Raw genomic sequence first — 20,380 nt, forward strand, 5'->3', positions numbered from 1 at the left:
CCCCCACCCCCCCCCCCCCCCCCCCCCCCCCCCCCCCCCCCCCCCCCCCCCCCCCCCCCCCCCCCCCCCCCCCCCCCCCCCCCCCCCCCCCCCCCGGGCTCGGAACGGCTGCTTCGGAGCGGTTACTTCTGCAGCACCGAGAGGTCCTCGTCCGTCTTCGGGACCGCCACCGTTCCCCGGTCGTCCGGGAGGGTCTGGATGGTGAAGCCGGGGATGCCGTCCTCGGTGGCCGAGAGGGTGCGGGAGGCGTAGACAGGGCCTCCGGAGACGGGTTCCACCGTCAGGGCGTAGGTGCCCTTCGGGCCGGAGGGGCTCGGGGCGTCGATGTTCTGGGTGGTGCCGGACCTGATCGTGTAGGTCTTCGTCACCGCGGTGCCGCCCTCGCTGCCCGCCGAGGCCGTGACCTTGACCTTGGCGGTCGCGGTGGGCGCCGTGATCGCGAGGGTCGTGCCCTTGCCGCTGTTGTCGGCCGAGGTCGCGCGCGTGCCGACGGGGGCGGTGGCCGGGATGTAGGCCGTCTCCCGCTTGTCGCCCTTGCCGCGGACGACCCGCAGGGCCGCGACGACCGGGACGGCCTGGTCGGTGGGGGTGAGGATCAGGGAGCCCACCTGGCCGCGGGTGACGTCGCCGAGGTCGGCCGCCGTGGTCATGCCGGACTTGACGTGCAGGGTCTCGTTCCCCGCCGGGGTGATCTGGCCGTCGGGCGAGGCCAGGCGCACCTTCACGTCGGCGTCGTCGCCGCCGGGGGTGAAGGCGATCAGGCGGACGTCGGTGGCGTCCTTGGGGATGCCGGGCAGGACCAGGCTGCCGGCCGGGTCGTCTGCCGCGGCCAGCCAGTCGCCGCCGGTCGTGTCGTCCAGGGCCTGCACGGCCGCGCCGACGCGTCCGCTGCGCACGCCGACATGCACGGTCAGGTCGCTCTGGTGCTCGTCGGTGAGCGTGGAGAGCAGGATCGGCTCGCTCGTGTGCGGCTTGATCGTGAGGTTCTCCCCCAACGGGGACTTGATCGCTCCGTCCTTGCCGTACAGCTCGATGTCGACGACGGCCGCGGAGTCGTCGGGGTTGGTCAGGTGCACGTAGTCGGTGCGGCCGGTGGCCGTGGCGGCGCCCGGGAACCAGAACTCGGTGTCGGCGGCGGTGCAGTTGACGCCCTGCAGGCCGCGGCCGGTGCCGGCGGCGACCTCGGTGGTCTCCTGGACGGTCCAGCCGGGCGCGAACTTCCCGTCGGCGGTGGCGATCAGCGCGGGCGCGTCCGCACCGGAGGTCTCGCCGGTGACCGGCGTGCCCGGCGCCTTCGGCGTGAGTACCGGCCGGTCCGCCTTCTTCTTGGTGCCCTTGCCCTTCTGGGAGCTGTCCGACGACTGCTCCCCGGCCGCCTGGAGTTGGGCCTTGCCGCTGTTCGCGGTGCCCTTGGTGACGGGCGTGAACGAGGTGTACGACGTCTCGGCGATGTCCGAGGTGCTCGGTGCGGGGCACAGCAGGCTGGTGCGCTCCACGGGCAGGTGGGCGGCCGCCTCGGGAGCGGACGCCCCGGACGCGGACGGGGAGTCGAACGCCGCGAACGCGGTGACGGCGGCCAGCGCGGTGGTGCCGGCGATCAGGGACAGGGTGGTGCGCTTCACTGCTGGCTCCCGTCGGGGCGCTCGCTGCCGGTGCCGTGGGGGTGCTGGGCCGGGTCGTAGCCCTGCTGGGCGGGGTCGTACGCCTGGTCGTAACCCTGCTGGTACGCCGTCGGGTCGTACGGCGCCCGGTCGGCCGTGCCGCCGTAGGCGTAGGGGTCGTACGGGGCCGCCTGGTACGGGTCGGGCGGGTAGGCCTGCTGGTCGTAGCCGGCGGTCTGGTACTGCCCGCCGCTCTGGTACTGGTCGGTTTCGTAGCCGGCGTACCCGGTGTTCCCGTAGGTGGCCGGGTCCCACTCCTCGTAGGACTGCTGGTGGGGTACGGCGGCCGGGGGCTCCGCCGGGGGCGGCGGGGTGCCGGGCTGCTCCTCGGCGGCCGGTTCCTCGGCCTGGGCGCGCAGCCGGCGGGCGCGGCGGCCCTCGCCGGCGGTGGCCTGGGCGGGCAGCGGCTGCTCCTCGGGGAGGTCGTCGTCGACGTCGCGGCGGCGGCCGGGCAGGGCGAGGACGACCAGGACGACGGCGAGCGCGCCCTGTGCCCACAGCCAGGCGGTGTGACCGAGGGCGTCGTCGTGGACCACGTCGAGCCTGCCGCCGTTCGCGGGCAGTCGGAAGCCCTGGGCCCAGCCGTCGACGGTGGTGCGGGTGAGCGGCTTGCCGTCGAGTGTGGCCGTCCAGCCGTCGGAGGCGCCGTCGGCCAGGCGCAGGACGCGGCTGCCGGAGCCGGAGGGGATCGTCGTGTGGACCTCCACCGGTCCCGCGGTGATCGGCTGGGCCTTGCCCGAGCCGTCGGCGGGCACGATGGCGGCGCGGGAGACCTCCTGGTCGACGCGCCACAGGGCGCTGCCGTCCTGCTGGCTGAGCCGGGCCAGGCCGGGGGTGGCGTCGAGGACGCGGGTGATCTCGCGGGGCGCGCCCTTGTGGACGAGGACGTAGCGCACGGCGAAGCCGCCGAGTTCGTCGGCCTGGTCGGCGCCGGAGCCGGCGACGAGGTTGGCGACGACCTTGGCCAGGCGTGCGTTCTCGCCGCCGGCGGCAGCCAGTTCGGCGTCACCGAGGCGGGCGCCGGAGCCGCGGACCAGGGTGTAGCGCACGCGCGCGGTGGAGTCGCTGTCGAGGACGAGGGTGCGTGCCTGGTCGCCGCCGGTGGAGTCCTCGGCGACGAACGCGGGCACCTGGGCCGGGTCGCGGCGATCCAGGGGGCCGTCGGCGCCGCGGATCATCCAGCCGGCGGCGACGAGCAGCGGGCCCGCGGCGGCGGCGAAGGCGATCAGGGCGGCGACGGGCTGACGCCAGCCGAAGCTCTGCTCGGCCACGCGGGCGCGTGCGCCGTCGGCGCCGAGGGCGGCGGCGGCCAGCAGGGCGATGCCGTAGACGAGGGTGGCCGGTCCGGCCCAGGCGGACCGGTTGGACAGGACGGCGAAGACGAGTCCCAGCAGGGCCACGGCCCAGGCGGTGCGGATGCCCAGCTGCCGCTCGGAGCGCAGGAGCGCGCCGAGGGCGGCGAGCACGAGGCCGATGAGCATCAGGCCGTGCACGGTGCCGGGGCCGCCGGGGCTGGCCCCGAGCAGATCCGGCGCGGAGGCGGTCGAGGAGCCGTACTCCAGGCCCGCTTCCTGGAAGAAGCCGGTCGGCAGGAGGGTCAGCGACCAGGGGGCGAGGACGAGCAGCGGGGTGCCGAGCTGGGCGAGGAAGCGCAGTCCGTGGGCGAGGAGGTCGCCGCGGCGCAGGACGAGCACACCGAGGCCGAGGATCAGCGCGAGCGGCCAGACGATCGGTGTGAAGGCGGTCGTGACGGTCAGCAGCAGCGCGTACGCCCAGGTGGCGCGCCAGCTGCCGCGTGCGCCGGTGCGGTTCGCGAGGCCGCTCGCGGCGATGCCCGCGCGCGCGATGAGCGGGAGCAGCACGGCGAGGACGGCGGTGCCGATGCGGCCGCCGGCCAGGGCGCCGGTGGTGGCGGGCAGGAAGGCGTAGGCGATGGCCGCCCAGGCGCGCAGCAGCCGGGAGGTGACGAGCGGCCGGGAGGCGAAGTAGGCGGTGAAACCGGCGAGCGGCACCGAGCAGACCAGCAGGACGGTGACGGCGAGGCCGGTGGAGCCGAACAGGAGGGCGGCGAGGGTCGCGACGATCGCGAGGTAGGGCGGTGCGGCCGGGGTTGCGCCGGCGCCGACCGGGTGCCAGGCGTCCAGGTAGCGGGACCACAGGTCGCCGGCGCCGGCCGGGGCGGGCAGCAGGGCGCCGCCCGCGAGCGCGCCGCCGCCGAGCAGGGCGCGGCAGGCGACGAGGGAGACCAGGAGCAGCGCGAGGAAGAGCACCGGGCCGGGTCTGCGGGCGATCCGCTTGAGCCGGGCGAACTGCTCGACCTCCATGAAGTCGGCGTCGTCGCCGCCGGGCCCGGACTCCACGGCGCCGCCGTGCCGGCCGGCCGAGGAGGTGTCGGTGTCGGAGCCGCTGGTGAAGTTGCCCGCGAACTGTTCCACGGTGGCCCGGACGGTGGCGCCGGGCGGCGGGAAGAGCGGGCGCAGTTCGCCCTTGTCGATCTGCGGGGTGCCGCGGCGGCGCCGGGCGGCGACGATCCGCTCGGGCCGCAGCAGGACGCTCAGCAGGCCGCGGATCTCGTCGACGGCCTGGCCGGGGACCTTGCCGACGAGGTAGGCGACGGTCCGCACGAGGGTGCCGAGGACGAGCCGCAGCAGCACCCAGGGCAGGGCGGCGGTGCGGGTGTTGGCGAGCAGGGTGTGGACGGCGCCCGCCTTGTCGACCTTGTGCGGGGAGGCGCTCGTGCGGCCCGCGCAGTCGACGGTGCGGCGCTCGCGGGAGGCGGCCTCGGCGTGCCGGACGACCGCCTCGGGGGCGACCAGGACGCGGTGGCCGGCCATGTGGGCGCGCCAGCACAGGTCGACGTCGTCGCGCATCAGGGGCAACCGGCGGTCGAAGCCGCCGAGCTGTTCGAAGACGTCGCGGCGGACGAGCATGCCGGCGGTGGAGACGGACAACACGGTGCGGACGTGGTCGTGCTGGCCCTGGTCCTGTTCGCGGCGGTCCAGGCCGGTCCAGCGGCGGCCGGAGTTGGCGATGGAGACGCCGACCTCCAGCAGTTGCCGGCGGTCGTACCAGCCGCGCAGCTTGGGGCCGACGACCGCCACGTCGTCGCGGCCGAGTTCGAGTTCGTTGTCGACGACCCGGAGCAGCTGGGCGAGGGCGTCGGGTTCGGGGGCACAGTCGTCGTGCAGCAGCCACAGCCACTGGACGGGCTCGCCGTGCGGCAGTTCGGGCAGGTCGTAGGCGTCGTCGCGCCACGAGCGCGTGACCGGGTCCCAGCCGCTGGGGCGCTTGAGGTACGAAAGCTCCTCCGGGGTGAGGAGCGGGGCCGTGCGGCTCGCCTCCTCCACGGCCTGGCCGAAGCCGGTCCGGCGGGCGAGGTGCAGCACGTTGCCGTCGCCGAGGGCGTCGGTGAGCAGCTGGGCGGAGTCGTCCGCGCTGCCGGTGTCGGCGGCCACCGCGTGCTGGACGGGGCGCTCCTGGCCGAGCAGGCCGGCGAGCGCGTCGGGCAGCCAGCGGGCACCGTCGTGGGAGACGAGGACCGCGGTCACCACATGACGCGGGAACTCGGGCGGGCGGGACGGGTCAAACACGGCGGTGGCAGCGTCGTGTTGGGCTGCCGCATGGCTGTGCACGGACATCGAGGTACGGGCCCCGGTTCGATGGACTGCGGTGGACGCCTGTGTCTCCTCGTGCGTCAAGGGGACAGCGGGGCGTCTCGGACGAGCGCCCACACTATCGGCTGGCCATGACGGCGGCCCGCCGCCTGTGGATAACCCACCGGCGACGGGCCGTTCGTGACGTTTCGGGCGCGTACGCGTGCGCGTGTGTGCGCGGGTGCTTCAGATGGCGGCCTTCTTCAGCCTGCGGCGTTCGCGCTCGGACAGACCGCCCCAGATGCCGAAGCGCTCGTCGTTGGCGAGGGCGTACTCGAGGCACTCGGAGCGGACCTCGCAGGCGAGGCAGACCTTCTTCGCCTCCCTGGTGGAGCCGCCCTTCTCGGGGAAGAAGGACTCGGGGTCGGTCTGGGCGCACAGCGCGCGCTCCTGCCAGCCGAGTTCCTCGTCCGCGTCGTCGACCAGCAGTTGCTGCACCAGCTCGGTCATGTGCGCCCCTCGTCTGTCTTTCACGTCCCCGTGCGTAGCCGTTACCGATTTCGGCTGAACGACACGAGTGAAATTACAAGTGTGCTGCTCCGGGCGAGTCAAGCCGAGATCTGCTATTGGGCCCGTTATTCACTCTGCGGAACCAAGGCCATGCGGAAAGTGTTCAAATCGGCATAAACCTCGACACGCAGACGGGACCCGCGGGGACGGCCGCACCCCGTACAGATCTCTGTACGGAGAAGGACGCCTCCGTGTTCGATCGCGTTCCGCGAGGCTCGAGCGCTCGGATGTGCCCCATGTGTCCCGGCATCCGGATGAACAAACCTTTCACCTGACAGATGAACCGGATGAGGTGAACCATGTCCCACATACCGGGCACCGAGTTGACACTGCGGGTGTGAACCGGTGTCCTAGTGGGCATGCTCGCGAACTTGGCACTCACCTCGACCCGCACCGCCGGGTCCCACGGTGCCGCCCGCGCGCGCTGTAGCTGTTGTTGCTGTTCCAGCTGTTGAGCCACGCCCGCTCCGGCTGTCCCGAGTCCGTCCCGGCTCGGTCGCGTTTCCCCTCGTGATCCCTCATCCAGGGCACCCCGCCCGCCCGTGATCCGGGCGGTACGCGTCACCCCAGCTTCAGCCCCCCACTCCCTCCGCCGAGGACCACCGCACCCGATGAACAGCGACAACGACCTCCAGATCGCCGGCGACATCCTCGAAGTCCCGCACCTGCTCCAGCCACCGCGCGAGCACCCGGCCACCGTCGCCGAGTTCGTGGGGCTCGCCCGCTCGATCGCCGCCGACCGCTCCCAGTGGGCCCACCTGGTCCGCTACGACGCCACCACCCGCTGGTACCACCGGCTGCGCACCGGCCCCGGATACGAGGTGTGGCTGCTGTCCTGGGTGCCGGGACAGGGCAGCGAACCGCACGACCACGGCCGCTCCTCCGGTGTCCTCACCGTCCTGGAGGGCACCCTCACCGAGCGCACCGAGCGCGGCACGCGCGCGTTGGCCGCGGGCGCGCAGCGGGTGTTCGCCCCGGGCTATGTGCACGAGGTCGTCAACGACGCCCTGGAACCGGCGGTCAGCCTGCACGTGTACCACCCCGGCCTGACCGAGATGCCCATGCACACCTCCCCGCACTGCGAGGCCCGGACCGAGCCGCGCGCGGTGACTGCCTGACACGTCGCCGGACCCGCCTGCAAGACTTGCCCCATGCGCATTGTGGTTCTGGCAGGCGGCATCGGCGGTGCCCGTTTCCTGCGCGGTCTGAAGCGGGCCGTGCCGGACTCGGACGTCACGGTGATCGGCAACACCGGCGACGACATCCACCTCTTCGGGCTGAAGGTCTGCCCGGACCTGGACACGGTGATGTACACGCTGGGCGGCGGCATCAACGAGGAGCAGGGCTGGGGACGGACGGACGAGACCTTCCACCTCAAGGAGGAGCTGGCGGCCTACGGTGTCGGCCCGGACTGGTTCGGGCTCGGCGACCGGGACTTCGCCACGCACATCGTGCGGACGCAGATGCTGGGCGCCGGCTATCCGCTGAGCGCCGTCACCGAGGCGCTGTGCGACCGCTGGAAGCCGGGCGTGAAGCTGATCCCGATGACCGACGACCGCGTGGAGACGCACGTCGCGGTCGAGGTCGACGGCGAGCGCAAGGCCGTCCACTTCCAGGAGTACTGGGTACGGCTGCGGGCCTCCGTCCCCGCCGAGGCCGTGGTCCCGGTAGGCGCCGAGCGGGCCGTGCCCGCGCCGGGCGTCCTGGAGGCCATCGCCGAGGCCGACGTCATCCTCTTCCCGCCGTCCAACCCGGTCGTCTCCATCGGCACGATCCTCGCCGTGCCCGGCATCCGGGAGGCCATCGCGGACGCGGGCGTGCCCGTGATCGGCCTCTCCCCCATCGTCGGGGACGCGCCCGTGCGCGGAATGGCCGACAAGGTGCTCGCCGCGGTCGGCGTGGAGTCCACGGCCGCCGCGGTCGCCGAGCACTACGGCTCCGGGCTGCTGGACGGCTGGCTGGTGGACACGGTGGACGCGGCCGCGGTCGAGCGGGTCGAGGCGGACGGCATCCGCTGCCGGGCCGTACCGCTGATGATGACCGATGTGGACGCGGCCGCGCAGATGGCGCGGGAGGCGCTGGCACTGGCCGAGGAGGTGCGGGCGGCGTGAGCGAGGAGCGCCCCGAGTACACGGTCCGGGCCCTGGCGGGCATTCCCGAGGTGCGGCCGGGCGACGATCTCGCCAAGCTGATCGCCGCCGCCGGACCGGACCTGGCGGACGGGGACGTACTGCTCGTCACCTCCAAGATCGTCTCGAAGGCCGAGGGCCGGATCGTACGGGCGGCCGACCGGGAGGCGGCCATCGACGCCGAGACGGTCCGGGTCGTGGCCCGGCGCGGCGCGCTGCGCATCGTGGAGAACCGGCAGGGCCTGGTCATGGCCGCCGCCGGGGTCGACGCCTCCAACACCCCGGGCGGCACCGTGTTGTTGCTGCCCGAGGATCCGGACGCCTCCGCGCGCGCGATCCGCGCGGGCCTGCGTGACGCTCTCGGTGTCAACGTCGGTGTCGTCGTCACCGACACCTTCGGGCGGCCCTGGCGCGCGGGGCTCACGGACGTGGCGATCGGCGCCGCCGGCGTGCACGTGCTGGACGATCTGCGCGGGGACACGGACGCGTACGGCAATCCGCTCAGCGCGACCGTCGTGGCCGTGGCGGACGAGCTGGCCGCCGCGGGCGACCTGGTCAAGGGCAAGGCGGCGGGCCGGCCGGTGGCCGTGGTGCGCGGACTCCCCCATGTCGTGACCGCGGCACAGGAGGGCGAGGCCGGCGAGGGGGCGCGGGCGCTGGTGCGCTCCGCGCGCGACGACATGTTCCGGCTCGGCACCTCCGAGGCGGTCCGGGAGGCCGTGACCCAGCGGCGCACCGTCCGGGCGTTCACCGACGAGCCCGTGGACCCCGGCGCGGTCCGGCGCGCGGTGGCGGCGGCGGTCACCGCGCCCGCCCCGCACCACACCACGCCGTGGCGGTTCGTGCTGCTGGAGTCGGAGGAGTCCCGGACCCGGCTGCTGGACGCGATGCGGGACGCCTGGATCGCCGACCTGCGCCGGGACGGCAAGAGCGAGGAGTCCATCGCCAAGCGGGTCCGCCGCGGGGACGTCCTGCGCAACGCGCCCTACCTCGTCGTGCCCTGCCTCGTCATGGACGGCTCCCACACCTACGGGGACGCGCGACGGGACGGTGCCGAGCGGGAGATGTTCGTCGTCGCGACGGGCGCGGGCGTGCAGAACTTCCTGGTCGCGCTGGCCGGGGAGCGGCTGGGCTCGGCATGGGTGTCGTCCACGATGTTCTGCCGGGACGTGGTGCGCGAGGTGCTCGGGCTGCCGGCGCAGTGGGATCCCATGGGCGCGGTGGCGGTCGGTCATCCGGCGGAGGAACCGCGACCGCGGCCGGAGCGGGACGCGGCGGCGTTCGTCGAGGTGCGATGAGGATGAGTCCCGCGGACGCGTTCCGCGGATGCGTTCCGCTGCGACCGCCTAGTCTCGTAGGACAGCCCGGCATCCCTGACGGGGCAGCCCCAGCACCCTAGGACCTCACCAGTGGCAGGACGTTTCGACCCGCGTCCCACGCGTACGACCGTGCGCGGCGGGCAGGTCGGCGTACCCGGTGGGGCGCGCGCCGGCATACCCCGGCAGGCGGTGGCCCCGGCACGGGTACGACGATGGGTGCCGGACGGGCCGCTCGACCTCGGACTGGTCCTCGGACCGCTCCGGCGCGGCCCCGCCGACCCGACGTTCCGGGCCACGGCCGACGGGTCCGTGTGGCGGGCCACCCGTACGCCCGCCGGACCGGGCACGCTGCGGGTGCGCGCCTACGGCGGCGAGGTGCTCGGCGAGGCATGGGGGCCCGGCGCCGAGTGGCTGCTGGACCGGCTGCCCGAGCTGCTCGGCGCGGCCGACGACCCGGACGCGTTCGTGCCCCGGCACCGCGTGGTGGCGCTGGCACGGCACCGGCGGCCGGGGTTGCGGCTGACGCGGACCGGGCTGGTGCTGGAGTCCTTGATCCCGTCGGTGCTGGAGCAGAAGGTCACGACCGACGAGGCGTACCGGGCATGGCGGCGGCTCGTCCGGAATTTCGGGGAGCCCGCGCCGGGGCCCGCGGGAGCGGGCGACCGGCCGATGTGGGTGATGCCCGCGCCGCGGACCTGGGCGCTGATCCCCTCCTGGGAGTGGCACCGGGCCGGGGTCGACGACAAGCGGGCGTCGACGATCCTGCGGGCGGTGCGGGTCGCCGCGCGGCTGGAGCAGGCCGTGGGGATGCAGGCCGTCGAGGCGCAGGCGCGGTTGGAGGTCGTGCCGGGGATCGGCCCGTGGACGTCGGCCGAGGTGGTGCAGCGCAGTCACGGGGCCACGGATGCGGTGACCGTCGGGGATCTGCATCTGCCGGGAATCGTGGGGTGGGCGCTCGCGCGGGACCGGCATGCCGACGACGCGGAGATGCTGCGCCTGCTGGAGCCGTATGCGGGGCAGCGGCATCGGGCGGCTCGGTTGATCCTGCTGAGCGGGCAGGTGCCGGCTCGGCGGGTGCCGAAGATGCCTCGGGTGGACATCGGCCTGCTGTGAGGCGCCCCGCGCTTTTCCGTGCGCCGCGCTTTTCCGTGCCCCGTGCTGCTGCCGGGGTTCGGGGCGTCGGGGTTCGGGACGATGGGGAACCGGGGGTGCGGCCCCTGCGGGCGGCGCCCCCGGACGCCCGCGCCGCTACTGATCGGAAGAGAAGCGCACCGCACCCGCCGGGATGCGGGCGTCGCACCACACCCGTGCCCCCTCGCGCAGCTCGTTGTCGGCGCCCACGACCGCGCCGTCGCCGATCACCGTGCCGGTGAGGACGGAGCGTTCGCCGACGCGGGCTCGGGTGCCGATGAGGGAGTCGGTGATGACGGCGCCCGGTTCGATGACGGCGCCGGGGAGGATGGTGGAGCCGAAGACGCTGGCGCCCTCCGCCACGAACGCGCCCTCGCCGACCACCGTGCCGCCCGTCAGCTTGGCGCCGGGCGCCACCGTCGCCGTCGGCAGGACGAGCCGGTCGCCGCAGCGGCCGGGAACGGCCGGGGAGGGGGCCCGGCCGAGGACCAGGTCGGCCGAGCCGCGCACGAAGGCGGCCGGGGTGCCGAGGTCCAGCCAGTACGTGGAGTCGACCAGGCCCTGGAGGTGGGCGCCGGCGGCGAGGAGGCCGGGGAAGGTCTCTCGTTCCACGGACACCGGGCGGCCCGCCGGGATCGTGTCGATGACCGAGCGGCGGAAGACGTACGCCCCCGCGTTGATCTGGTCGGTGACGATCTCCTCCGGCGTCTGCGGCTTCTCCAGGAAGGCGAGGACGCGGCCGGTCTCGTCGGTCGGGACCAGACCGTAGGCGCGCGGGTCGGTCACCTTGGTCAGGTGCAGGGAGATGTCCGCGCCCGTCGACTCGTGGGTGTCGACCAGGGCCCTGATGTCCAGGCCCGTCAGGATGTCGCCGTTGAAGATCAGCACCGGGTCGTCGGGGCCGGAGTGGAGACGCGAGGCCACGTTGCGGATCGCGCCGCCGGTGCCGAGGGGCTCCTCCTCGGTGACGTACTCGATGTGCAGGCCGAGGGAGGCGCCGTCGCCGAAGTAGGGCTCGAACACCTCGGCGAGGTAGCTCGTCGCGAGGACGATGTGCTCGACGCCCGCCGCTCTCGCTCTCGCCAGCTGGTGCGTGAGGAACGGCACCCCTGCGGCCGGGACCATGGGTTTGGGAGTGTGCACCGTGAGCGGGCGCAGCCGGGTGCCTTTGCCGCCGACCAGGAGGATCGCTTCTGTCACCTGTCGTCTCTGCTTCCTGCCGGGACCGGCCGAACTACTCGTCACTACTCGTTTCGGCCGGTCAGTGTATGCAGACCGTGCGACGACGCCTCGATGGCCGCGCGGTGACCCGCGGGATCGGCGTGCGGATTCCCCCGACCGACCCCGTCCGGCCCGGCCGGTAGCCGGTGGCCGGCCGTCGGCCGCCCCCTCGCTCCCCCACCCCGTCCCCCGAGCCGCCCCCCAGCCGTCCCCCGACGGCGGTGAACGCGTGCCCCGGCCTCAACGCCCCTGGTAGCGCGCCGCGCTGGAACGGGCCGTGCCGAGTTTGGCGTAGAGCGACGTGCCGGGGCACGAGGTGGCGAATCCGTCCCGATGGCCGGAGATCACGTTCAGTCGTACGTTCTTCCCCTTGGGGTAGAGGTTGCCACCGCCCGACGTGAGATATGTCTTTCCGCGCGGATTGGCCCCATAGAGCCCGAGCTTCCACGCGGTGAGCTTGGCGACGGCCGTCACCGCCGCACCGGACGGCTTCTTCGTGCCGTAACTGCCGATCACGGCGATGCCCATGCTGTTGGCGTTGAACCCGAGGGTGTGCGCGCCCAGGACCGCCTTCGCCACGCCTCCGGCCCGGCCCTCGTAGAGGGTTCCGCACTTGTCGACGAGGAAGTTGTAGCCGATGTCCCGCCAGCCCATGCTCTTGACGTGGTAGCGGTAGATACTGCGGATGACGGAGGGGGCCTGGGAGCAGGTGTAGTTGTTGCCCGAGGCCGTGTGGTGCACGAACGCCGCCTTGACCTTCTTCGTGTACACGAACCCGCGTTCGCGCAGGGACTCGTCCGCGCCCCAGCCCCGGCGCGTGACGATCCGCGGGCGCGGCCCGATGTACGGCTTCGCCCGCCCCGGGCCCTGGAGCCGGACCAGCTCCCGCTCGGTGTCCGCCCGGCCCAGCTCGGGGATCTCGGTGGCGCCGAAGCGGGTGATGTCGGTGTCGGCGGCCGAGGTGGCGATCGCCGCGTCCGTGTGCAGCCCGGTGCGGGGTGCGTCGACCGGTGCGCGCCCCGGCGGTGCCTCGGCCCCCGGGTCGACGAGTTCCAGGCGCAGCCCCGAGGGCAGCGCGGCCCGCGGCCCGGCGTTGCGGCTGCCGTCCGCGACGGCGGCCTCCGCGCAGACCCGCAGGTCCACACCGTCCGAGTCGCCCACCCACAGCGGGGCGGTGGCCCCGCGCACGTGCCGCGAGGACCGTTCCACCGTGCCCGGGTCCGCGCCGTGGGCGGCGTTGTGGGTCTCGACGTCCTGCCAGCCGGACCACTTCCCCGTCGCCGCGGACCGGGTGCGCACCTGGACCCGGCCGTGCAACTCGGCGTCCGGGTCGTCCCAGACGACCCCGACCAGCGAGAAGCGTTCGATGTCGGCGCGGTACAGACCCTGCTCCGGGGCCGTGCCGAGGACGCGGTCCGGGGAGAGGGGCACCAGGGGAAGCGAGCGGGTGCTGCCCGGGACCGCGGGTTCGGCGGGCGCCGAGGTCACGGCGGCCGCCGAAGGCACGGCGGCCGCGGTCGCGGGCAGGGCCGGCAAGAGCACGAGGGCCGCGGTGCAGGCGGCGCCGATCGAGGAGGCGGCGAGCGAGGAGGCGCCGAGGGACGAAGTGAGGAATCCACGCATGCCCATGATCTTGGACATAGTCATACAAATCTGTCCAACGGGGAATTGACGGCCCATCGGGAAACGTTCCGCCGAACCGGTGGCGCCGGCGCTCGGTGCGCCCGCCCGCCCGCGCGTACCCTGTCCCGGGTGAACGCCACCGAACGCACCCCTGCCGACCTGCTGACTTCCGCGCTCGCCGCGGACCCCGGCCGTCCTCTGGTGACCTTCTACGACGACGCCACGGGCGAGCGCGTCGAACTGTCGGTGGCCACCTTCGCCAACTGGGTGGCCAAGACCGCCAACCTCCTTCAGGGCGACCTCTCCGCCGGACCCGGTGACCGGGTCGCGCTGCTGCTGCCCGCGCACTGGCAGACGGCGGTGTGGCTGCTGGCCTGTTCCTCGGTGGGGGCGGTCGCGGACGTCGCCGGGGACCCGGCGGCGGCCGACGTGGTGGTCAGCGGGCCGGACTCGCTCGAGGCCGCGCGGGCGTGCCGGGGCGAGCGCGTCGCGCTGGCCCTGCGGCCGCTCGGCGGGCGGTTCCCGCAGACGCCGGAGGGCTTCCTCGACTACGCCGTGGAAGTGCCGGGCCAGGGTGACCGGTTCGCCCCGTTCGCGCCGGTGGACCCGGAGGAGCCGGCGCTCGTGGTGGCCGGCCGGGAGTTCAGCGGGGCCGAGGTCGTCGAACTGGCCTCGGCCCAGGCGCCGTCGCTGGACCTGACCGGGCCCGGGTCCCGGATGCTGTCCGCGCTGCCGTACGACACCTGGGAGGGGATCGGCGCGGGGTTGTACGCGCCGCTGGCCGTCGGGGCGTCGGTGGTGCTGTGCCGTCATCTCGACCGGCTGGACGAGGAGGCCCTCGCCAAGCGGATCGAGAGCGAGCGGGTGACCGCGGTACGGCGGTGAGGCCACCGGCCACCGTCCCCCACTCGGAGTAACCCAGGGCGCCTTCGCACCCCCTCCCCGCCATCGTCGTAAGAGCAGCACATGACGCTCGTACGCCATGAGGGGGTGCCCCGGCCGTGACCGACACCGCAGGCGGACCCCTCGGTCCCGGCCCCGGGGCCTCCGCCACCGGCGAAGGGCTCGTACGGCGGCGCCGGCGACGGTGGTGGAAGGGGGCGGCGGCGGGCGTCGCCGGGTTTCTCGTCGTGGCGACCGGCGCCGGCTGGGCCGTCTACGCCAAGCTCAGCGCCAACATCACCGCCGACGAAGCGGCCGCCGCCGAGCTGGCCCGGTACGAGCGGGAGCGGCCCACGGCACTCGTGCACGGCGCGCAGAACATCCTGCTGATCGGGTCCGACACCCGGGCCGGAGAGGGCAACAGCGAGTACGGGCGGGACCTGGGCAGCGAGCGGTCCGACACGACGATCCTGCTGCACCTGGCCGCCGACCGGCACAGTGCCACCGCCGTCTCGCTGCCCAGGGACCTGATGGTGGACGTACCCGGCTGCCGACGGCCGGACGGCAGCCGGAGCGAGCCGGTGTTCGCGATGTTCAACCACGCGTTCCAGGTCGGGGGTTCGGCGTGCACCATCCGCACCGTCGAGACGCTGACGGACATCCGGGTCGACCATCACGTGGTCGTCGACTTCAGCGGGTTCAAGGAGATGGTGGACGCCGTCGACGGGGTGGAGGTGTGCCTGAAGGATCCCGTCGACGACAAGGCGGCCCGACTGAAGCTCCCCGCGGGCAGGGTCACCCTCGACGGGGAGCAGGCACTCGGGTACGTGCGGGCGCGCAAGTCGCTCGGCGACGGCAGCGACACCGAGCGGATGGAGCGCCAGCAGCTCTTCCTCGGCGCACTCGTCAACAAGGTGCAGAGCAATGACGTCCTGCTGAACCCGGTGAAGCTGTACCCGGTGCTGGACGCGGCGACCTCTTCGCTGACCACCGACCCGGAACTGGCCAGTCTGCGCGGTTTGTACCAGTTGGTGCGCGGGCTGCGTGACATCCCCACGGAACGCGTGCAGTTCCTGACGGTGCCGCGGGAGTCGTACGTCTACGACGCCAACCGTGACCAGCTCGTGGAGCCGGAGGCCGAAAGGCTCTTCGCGCGGCTGCGGGCCGACCGGCCGGTGGCGGTGGCCCAGGATCTTTCACAGGAGATTCCCAGGAAGACCGCGGACGGGGACGTCCGCAGCGACGCCTCCCCGGCCCCCACCTTCCGCGGGAACACCGCCGCCGAGCACGCCTGCGGGTAAGGGGATCGCCAAGACGACGAAACTTCGTTCAGAAAATGAGGTGGATTGCCCGGTTGTAGGAAGGTCGAATTTGTCACGGGCGTCGCTCGACGCTGAACTGGGCGGATAGTGTGAGCGATCCGGTGCACCTGGCCGCGAGGTCCGTCCTGAGGGGCGTGCACTGATTCACCGAGACCCGAGCGCCTTGTAGGGGGAAGGCGCCGCGTGGCCCCGACGGAGGATTCGGACAACCGTGGACGCGCAAGGCCGTGGGCGGGCGGACAACATCGACCCCGCAGACCAGTGGGTACTCAATCCGAACACCGGCGAATACGAACTGCTACTGAGCCCTTCCCCAGCGCAGTCGCCGGTCCCCGGGCCACGGAGACCGTCGCCCGGCAACGGTGGCGCGCCGCGCCGCCGTGAGGGCGCGGCGCCCGGCGGGACGCGTGAGCAGCGCCGGGTGCGCCCCGGGGACGTTCCCGCGCCGCGCAACCGGCGCCGGGGGGCCGAGCCGGAGGAACCGCAGGGGCGGCGCGCCGCCCGGCGGCCGGTGAAGAAGAAGTCCGGGGTGAAGAAGGCGCTGCTGTGGACCGGCGGGACCATGGCCTTCGTGCTGGTCGCCGTGACGGCGGCCGGCTACCTCTACATCCGGCACCTGAACGGCAACATCACGTCCGTCTCCGACGACGGCGCGAGCACGGGTGGCTTCCGCAAGGACGAGGCCATCAACATCCTGCTGATCGGCACCGACAAGCGGACCGGCAAGGGCAACGAGGGCTACGGCGACGCGGGCAGCGTCGGGCACGCCGACACCACCATCCTGCTGCACGTCTCCAAGGACCGGTCCAACGCCACCGCGCTGAGCATCCCTCGCGACCTGATCGTCGACATCCCGGACTGCCCGACGAAGCAGGAGGACGGCACGGAGAAGGTCATCCCGGGCTCGGATGGCGTGCGCTTCAACACGAGCCTCGGCCAGGACGACCGCACGGCGAGCTGCACCATGCGCACGGTGACGGAGCTGACCGGGATCACACCGGACGACTTCATGGTCGCCGACTTCAACGCGGTCAAGACGCTGACCGAGGCGGTGGGCGGTGTCGAGGTCTGCCTGGGCAAGGACATCGACGACAAGGACTCGCACCTGAAGCTCTCCAAGGGCACGCACAACATCTCCGGCGACCAGGCGCTGGCGTTCGTGCGCACCCGGCACTCGGTCGGCTTCGGCGGCGACCTGAGCCGGATCGGCCTTCAGCAGCAGTTCCTGAGCGCGCTGATGCGCAAGCTGAAGGGCAACTCCACGCTCACCAGCCCGACGAAGATGCTGAAGCTGGCGGAGGCCGGCACCAAGGCGCTGACCGTCGACAGCAAGCTGGACAGCATCGGGAAGCTGAAGGACCTGGGCCTGGAGCTGGGCAAGCTCAACCCCAAGAACCTGACCTTCGCCACGGTGCCGGTCGTGGACAACCCGGCGGAGAAGGTCAAGACGACGGTCGTCCTCAACGAGTCGAAGGCGCCCGCGGTCTTCGACGCCATCCAGAACGACGTCTCCTTCAGCGACGTGAAGAAGAAGCAGAAGGCCGCCAAGGACGCCCAGGCCGCCCGGCTCAAGGGCACCAAGGCGCCCGCCTCCGAGGTGCGGGTGCGCATCCTCAACGGCGGTGCGGCGGGGGGCAGCGCCCAGTCGGTGCTCAACTGGCTGCAGAACGACGAGAGCGTGACCAAGTCGGAGAACGCGGGCAACGCGCCCGCCGCACTGAGCAGGACCACGCTCGAGTACGCGCCCGACCAGGCGGCCCAGGCACGCCGGCTGGCCGCCATCATGGGGCTGTCCGGCTCCGCGCTGAAGCCCGGCAAGAGCGTGACCAACTCCCAGGGACTGCCGGCGATGACGCTGACCCTGGGCAAGGACTTCAAGGGGGCGGGGGTCTCCCTCACTCCGTCGACCAAGGCACCCGACGTGGACAAGTCGACGGCGGACAAGGTGCAGTGCGCCTCGTAGACGGTGCGGTGCGGTGCGCCTCATGGCCGGCGCGGTGCGCCTACCAGCCGATGAGGAACATTTCGTAGGTAACCCAATGGGCCCGTCATGCGTCTAACTGGGCGCGGGACGGGCCCGTTGCATGGCGCAAGGGTGGGGAGGGCAGGGAGTTGGCGCAGAGCGAGGTGCGCGGGGAGGTTCCTGCGGCCGAGGACACGATGTCGCTCACGCCGCAGGCCTCGGACGCGTCGGCGGGCTCGGGACACCGCGGTGGGGGACGGCGGTCCGGCCGGGCGAAGGGCGACCGGCGGCGGCGCAGACGGCGCGCGCTGCGCTGGTCGGCGACGGTGCTGGCGGTGGTGATACTCGGCACGGCGGGCGCCGGGTACCTGTACTACCAGCACCTCAACGGCAACATCCAGAAGGGCAAGCGCAGCAGCGCCGACGACTCCAAGGCCCACAAGACCGAGCCGAACGCGGCCGGCCAGACCCCGCTGAACATCCTGCTGATCGGCTCCGACAGCCGAAACTCCGACGCGAACGTGAAACTCGGCGGCAGCAGGGACCACCGCGGCGACCCGCCGCTCGCGGACGTGCAGATGCTCATCCACCTCTCCGCGGACCGCAAGAGCGCCGCCATGGTCAGCATCCCGCGCGACACCCGGGTCGACATCCCCAAGTGCACGGATCCGGACACCGGCAAGGTGTACCCGGCGACCAACGACATCATCAACGTCAGCCTGGCCCGGGGCGGCGCCGGCTGCACGCTGGCCACCTGGGAGAACCTCACCGGGGTCTACATCGACCACTGGATGACGATCGACTTCGCGGGTGTGGTGCGGATGGGCAACGCCATCGGCGGTGTCGACGTCTGTGTGAACCAGAACGTGTGGGACCGTCCGACGCCCTCGGTCCCCGGCGGCTCCGGCCTGAAGATGAAGTCCGGGACGCACAAGGTGAAGGGCGAGCAGGCCCTGCAGTGGCTGCGCACCCGGCACGCCTGGGGCAGCGACCTGATGCGGGCCCGCGCCCAGCACATGTACCTGAACTCGATGATGCGCACGCTCAGGCAGCAGAACATCTTCACCGACACCGGGCGGCTGATGGACCTGGCGGAGGCGGCCACCAAGTCGCTGAAGGTCTCCGAGGAGATCGGCACGGTCAAGAAGCTCTACGACCTGGGCATGCAGATGAAGTCGGTGCCGTCGGACCGCATCACGTCGCTGACCATGCCCAACGTGCCGGACCGGCTGAACGACAACCACGTCGTGCCGGACAAGCCCAACGCCGACCAGGTGTGGCAGATGCTCCAGGACGACGTGCCGTTCGACAAGAACGGGAAGGGGTCGGGGGCGAAGAAGGCCGCGGACAAGGAGTCGGCCAGGAAGCCCTCGGTCGACGCGAGCCGGCTCGGTGTGGTGGTGCAGAACGCCACCCGGACCTCCGCCGAGGCGCCGGTTCCGCAGCGGGCGCGGGCGATCGGCCAGGCGCTCGTGCAGCAGGGCTACGCCAGGGCGACCGCCGACACCTCGGGGTCGTACGCCGAGGACCGGACGGTCGTGCGGTACCCGAGCGCGGACCTGGAGGGTGACGCCCAGGCGGTGGCCAAGGCGCTCGGCATCCCCTTGAGTTCGGTGAAGAAGTCGACCGACGTGTCGGGGGTCACGGTCGTCGTCGGCGCGGACTGGCGCACCGGCACGTCCTACCCGAAGCCGTCCGCCCCGAAGGCCGGAGACGTGCCCGAGGGCAGCGACGCCGTCAACGGCTCGGACGACACGAAGTGCATGGACGTGTACAGCGTCTACCGCTGGTAGCGGAGCACGGCGGCGAGCCGCCGCCGATGCCGAGGGCCCCCTTCTCGACGGAGGAGGGGGCCCTGCCGTGTGTGCTCAGGCGGCGTCCACGACCGCCGGCCGCCGGGAGGCCATGACCTTCTTCGCCAGGGACCGGGGGCTGGTCAGGAAGCCCCAGCCCCACGACATGTGCATCGTGGCCAGGGCCACCGGGATCTGCACGCGGGCCTTGAGGGGCAGGTCCTTGCCCGCCGGGACGGAGCCCGCGACGATCGCCGCGAGATAACCGCCGGGGACCACGAGGCCCCACGGTGTGAGCGCCACGCCCACCACCAGGCCCGCCGCCATCGCGCACACCGCGGTCGGCGGGGCGAGGTAGCGCAGGTTGATGGAGCCCGAGTGGTAGCGGGCGACGACGTGGCGCCAGCGGCCGTAGTCCTTGTACTGCTTGGCCAGCGCCCGCACCGAAGGACGCGGGCGGTACGACACCTTCAGCTCCGGCGAGAACCAGATCCGGCCGCCCGCCTCGCGGATGCGGAAGTTCAGCTCCCAGTCCTGGGCGCGGATGAACTCCTCGTTGAAGCCGCCCTGTTGCTCCAGCGCCTCACGGCGGAAGACGCCGAGGTAGACCGTCTCGGCGGGGCCGGCCTGGCCGCCGGTGTGGAAGGCCGCGTTGCCGACGCCGATCTTGGAGGTCATCGCGGCGGCGACCGCGTGCTCCCAGTCGTTCTCGCCCTCGGCGTGCATGATGCCGCCGACGTTCTGCGCGCCGGTCTCCTCCAGGAGCCGGACGGCGGTGGCGATGTAGTTCGGCGAGAGCATGCCGTGGCCGTCGACACGGACCACGATCGGGTGCCGGGAGGCCTTGATCGCCGCGTTCAGCGCGGCGGGGGTGCGGCCGGTCGGGTTCGGGACGGTGTGCACCCGCGCGTCTTCGGCCACGAGCTGAGCGGCGATCTCGTCCGTGCGGTCCGTGGACGGACCGAGGGCGATCACGACCTCCATCTCGCCGGCGTACTCCTGCGCGAGGATCGCTTGGACGGCTCCGCGCAGATGCCGCTCCTCGTTGAGGACGGGCATGATCACGGAAACAGCGGGGAGCCGCACGTCGGGCTTGGCGTTCATAGGACGCTCACGTTACCGCGAACGGGGGACACCGGTGCGCGCCGCCGGGGCCGTGAGGCGGGCTGGTGA

At 72.9% G+C, this 20,380-nt stretch carries 14 protein-coding genes; 8 read left to right on the plus strand and 6 right to left on the minus strand.

The window, feature by feature from the left end:
• Positions 1-122: 122 nt before the first annotated feature.
• The 3 genes from ACZ5CW_RS13325 to ACZ5CW_RS13335 all read right to left on the minus strand — a co-directional run bounded on the left by ACZ5CW_RS13325 (position 123) and on the right by ACZ5CW_RS13335 (position 5,764).
• The gene (locus tag ACZ5CW_RS13325; RefSeq protein WP_468600617.1) at positions 123-1,622 is read right to left on the minus strand and encodes a DUF5719 family protein; all 1,500 of its coding nucleotides are present in this window, start codon (positions 1,620-1,622) and stop codon (positions 123-125) included.
• Positions 1,619-5,299 carry a glycosyltransferase gene (locus ACZ5CW_RS13330; protein WP_468600619.1) on the minus strand — a complete coding sequence of 1,227 codons (3,681 nt, stop codon included), beginning with the start codon at positions 5,297-5,299 and terminating at the stop codon, positions 1,619-1,621. Before ACZ5CW_RS13330 ends, ACZ5CW_RS13325 begins: the two co-directional genes overlap by 4 nt.
• Positions 5,300-5,500: 201 nt before the next feature.
• Entirely contained in the window at positions 5,501-5,764 is a 264-nt protein-coding gene (locus ACZ5CW_RS13335) for a WhiB family transcriptional regulator (protein ID WP_010986447.1), read from the minus strand.
• 671 nt (positions 5,765-6,435) lie between these two features.
• On the opposite strand from ACZ5CW_RS13335, the gene ACZ5CW_RS13340 reads away from it, so the two are divergent.
• From ACZ5CW_RS13340 to ACZ5CW_RS13355, 4 genes are all read left to right on the plus strand, one after another.
• Positions 6,436-6,942 (plus strand): cysteine dioxygenase, encoded by a 507-nt coding sequence (locus ACZ5CW_RS13340; RefSeq protein WP_468600621.1) that lies wholly within the window; start codon positions 6,436-6,438, stop codon positions 6,940-6,942.
• A 33-nt stretch (positions 6,943-6,975) separates the two neighbouring features.
• Entirely contained in the window at positions 6,976-7,935 is a 960-nt protein-coding gene (gene cofD / locus ACZ5CW_RS13345) for a 2-phospho-L-lactate transferase (protein ID WP_468600623.1), read from the plus strand.
• Positions 7,932-9,251, plus strand: a complete 1,320-nt coding sequence (locus ACZ5CW_RS13350) for a coenzyme F420-0:L-glutamate ligase (protein ID WP_468600625.1) — start codon at positions 7,932-7,934, stop codon at positions 9,249-9,251. Before cofD ends, ACZ5CW_RS13350 begins: the two co-directional genes overlap by 4 nt.
• A 111-nt stretch (positions 9,252-9,362) precedes the next feature.
• Positions 9,363-10,385 (plus strand): DNA-3-methyladenine glycosylase family protein, encoded by a 1,023-nt coding sequence (locus tag ACZ5CW_RS13355; RefSeq protein WP_468600627.1) that lies wholly within the window; start codon positions 9,363-9,365, stop codon positions 10,383-10,385.
• Positions 10,386-10,520: 135 nt separating this feature from the next.
• Here the strand turns inward: ACZ5CW_RS13355 and manB are convergent, their stop codons facing one another.
• Both manB and ACZ5CW_RS13365 read right to left on the minus strand, forming a co-directional pair.
• Entirely contained in the window at positions 10,521-11,603 is a 1,083-nt protein-coding gene (gene manB / locus ACZ5CW_RS13360) for a mannose-1-phosphate guanylyltransferase (protein ID WP_468600629.1), read from the minus strand.
• Positions 11,604-11,864: 261 nt separating this feature from the next.
• Positions 11,865-13,247 carry a peptidoglycan recognition protein family protein gene (locus ACZ5CW_RS13365; RefSeq protein ID WP_468600631.1) on the minus strand — a complete coding sequence of 461 codons (1,383 nt, stop codon included), beginning with the start codon at positions 13,245-13,247 and terminating at the stop codon, positions 11,865-11,867.
• Positions 13,248-13,376: 129 nt separating this feature from the next.
• Here ACZ5CW_RS13365 and ACZ5CW_RS13370 point away from each other — a divergent pair, with 129 nt between their 5' ends.
• The 4 genes from ACZ5CW_RS13370 (at position 13,377) to ACZ5CW_RS13385 (ending at position 19,207) form a co-directional block, all read left to right on the plus strand.
• Positions 13,377-14,132, plus strand: coding sequence for a TIGR03089 family protein (locus ACZ5CW_RS13370; RefSeq protein WP_468600633.1), 756 nt, complete (start codon positions 13,377-13,379; stop codon positions 14,130-14,132).
• Positions 14,133-14,248: 116 nt separating this feature from the next.
• Positions 14,249-15,430, plus strand: a complete 1,182-nt coding sequence (locus tag ACZ5CW_RS13375) for an LCP family protein (protein ID WP_468600635.1) — start codon at positions 14,249-14,251, stop codon at positions 15,428-15,430.
• A 232-nt stretch (positions 15,431-15,662) separates the two neighbouring features.
• On the plus strand, positions 15,663-17,414 hold the full coding sequence (locus tag ACZ5CW_RS13380) for an LCP family protein (protein ID WP_468600637.1): 1,752 nt from the start codon (positions 15,663-15,665) through the stop codon (positions 17,412-17,414).
• A gap of 197 nt (positions 17,415-17,611) precedes the next feature.
• On the plus strand, positions 17,612-19,207 hold the full coding sequence (locus tag ACZ5CW_RS13385; RefSeq protein WP_468601098.1) for an LCP family protein: 1,596 nt from the start codon (positions 17,612-17,614) through the stop codon (positions 19,205-19,207).
• A 75-nt stretch (positions 19,208-19,282) separates the two neighbouring features.
• On the opposite strand, the gene ACZ5CW_RS13390 is transcribed toward ACZ5CW_RS13385, so the two are convergent.
• On the minus strand, positions 19,283-20,311 hold the full coding sequence (locus ACZ5CW_RS13390; protein WP_468600639.1) for a glycosyltransferase family 2 protein: 1,029 nt from the start codon (positions 20,309-20,311) through the stop codon (positions 19,283-19,285).
• Positions 20,312-20,380 lie beyond the last annotated feature (69 nt).

The sequence above is a fragment of the Streptomyces sp. NPDC031379 genome (assembly GCF_055569615.1).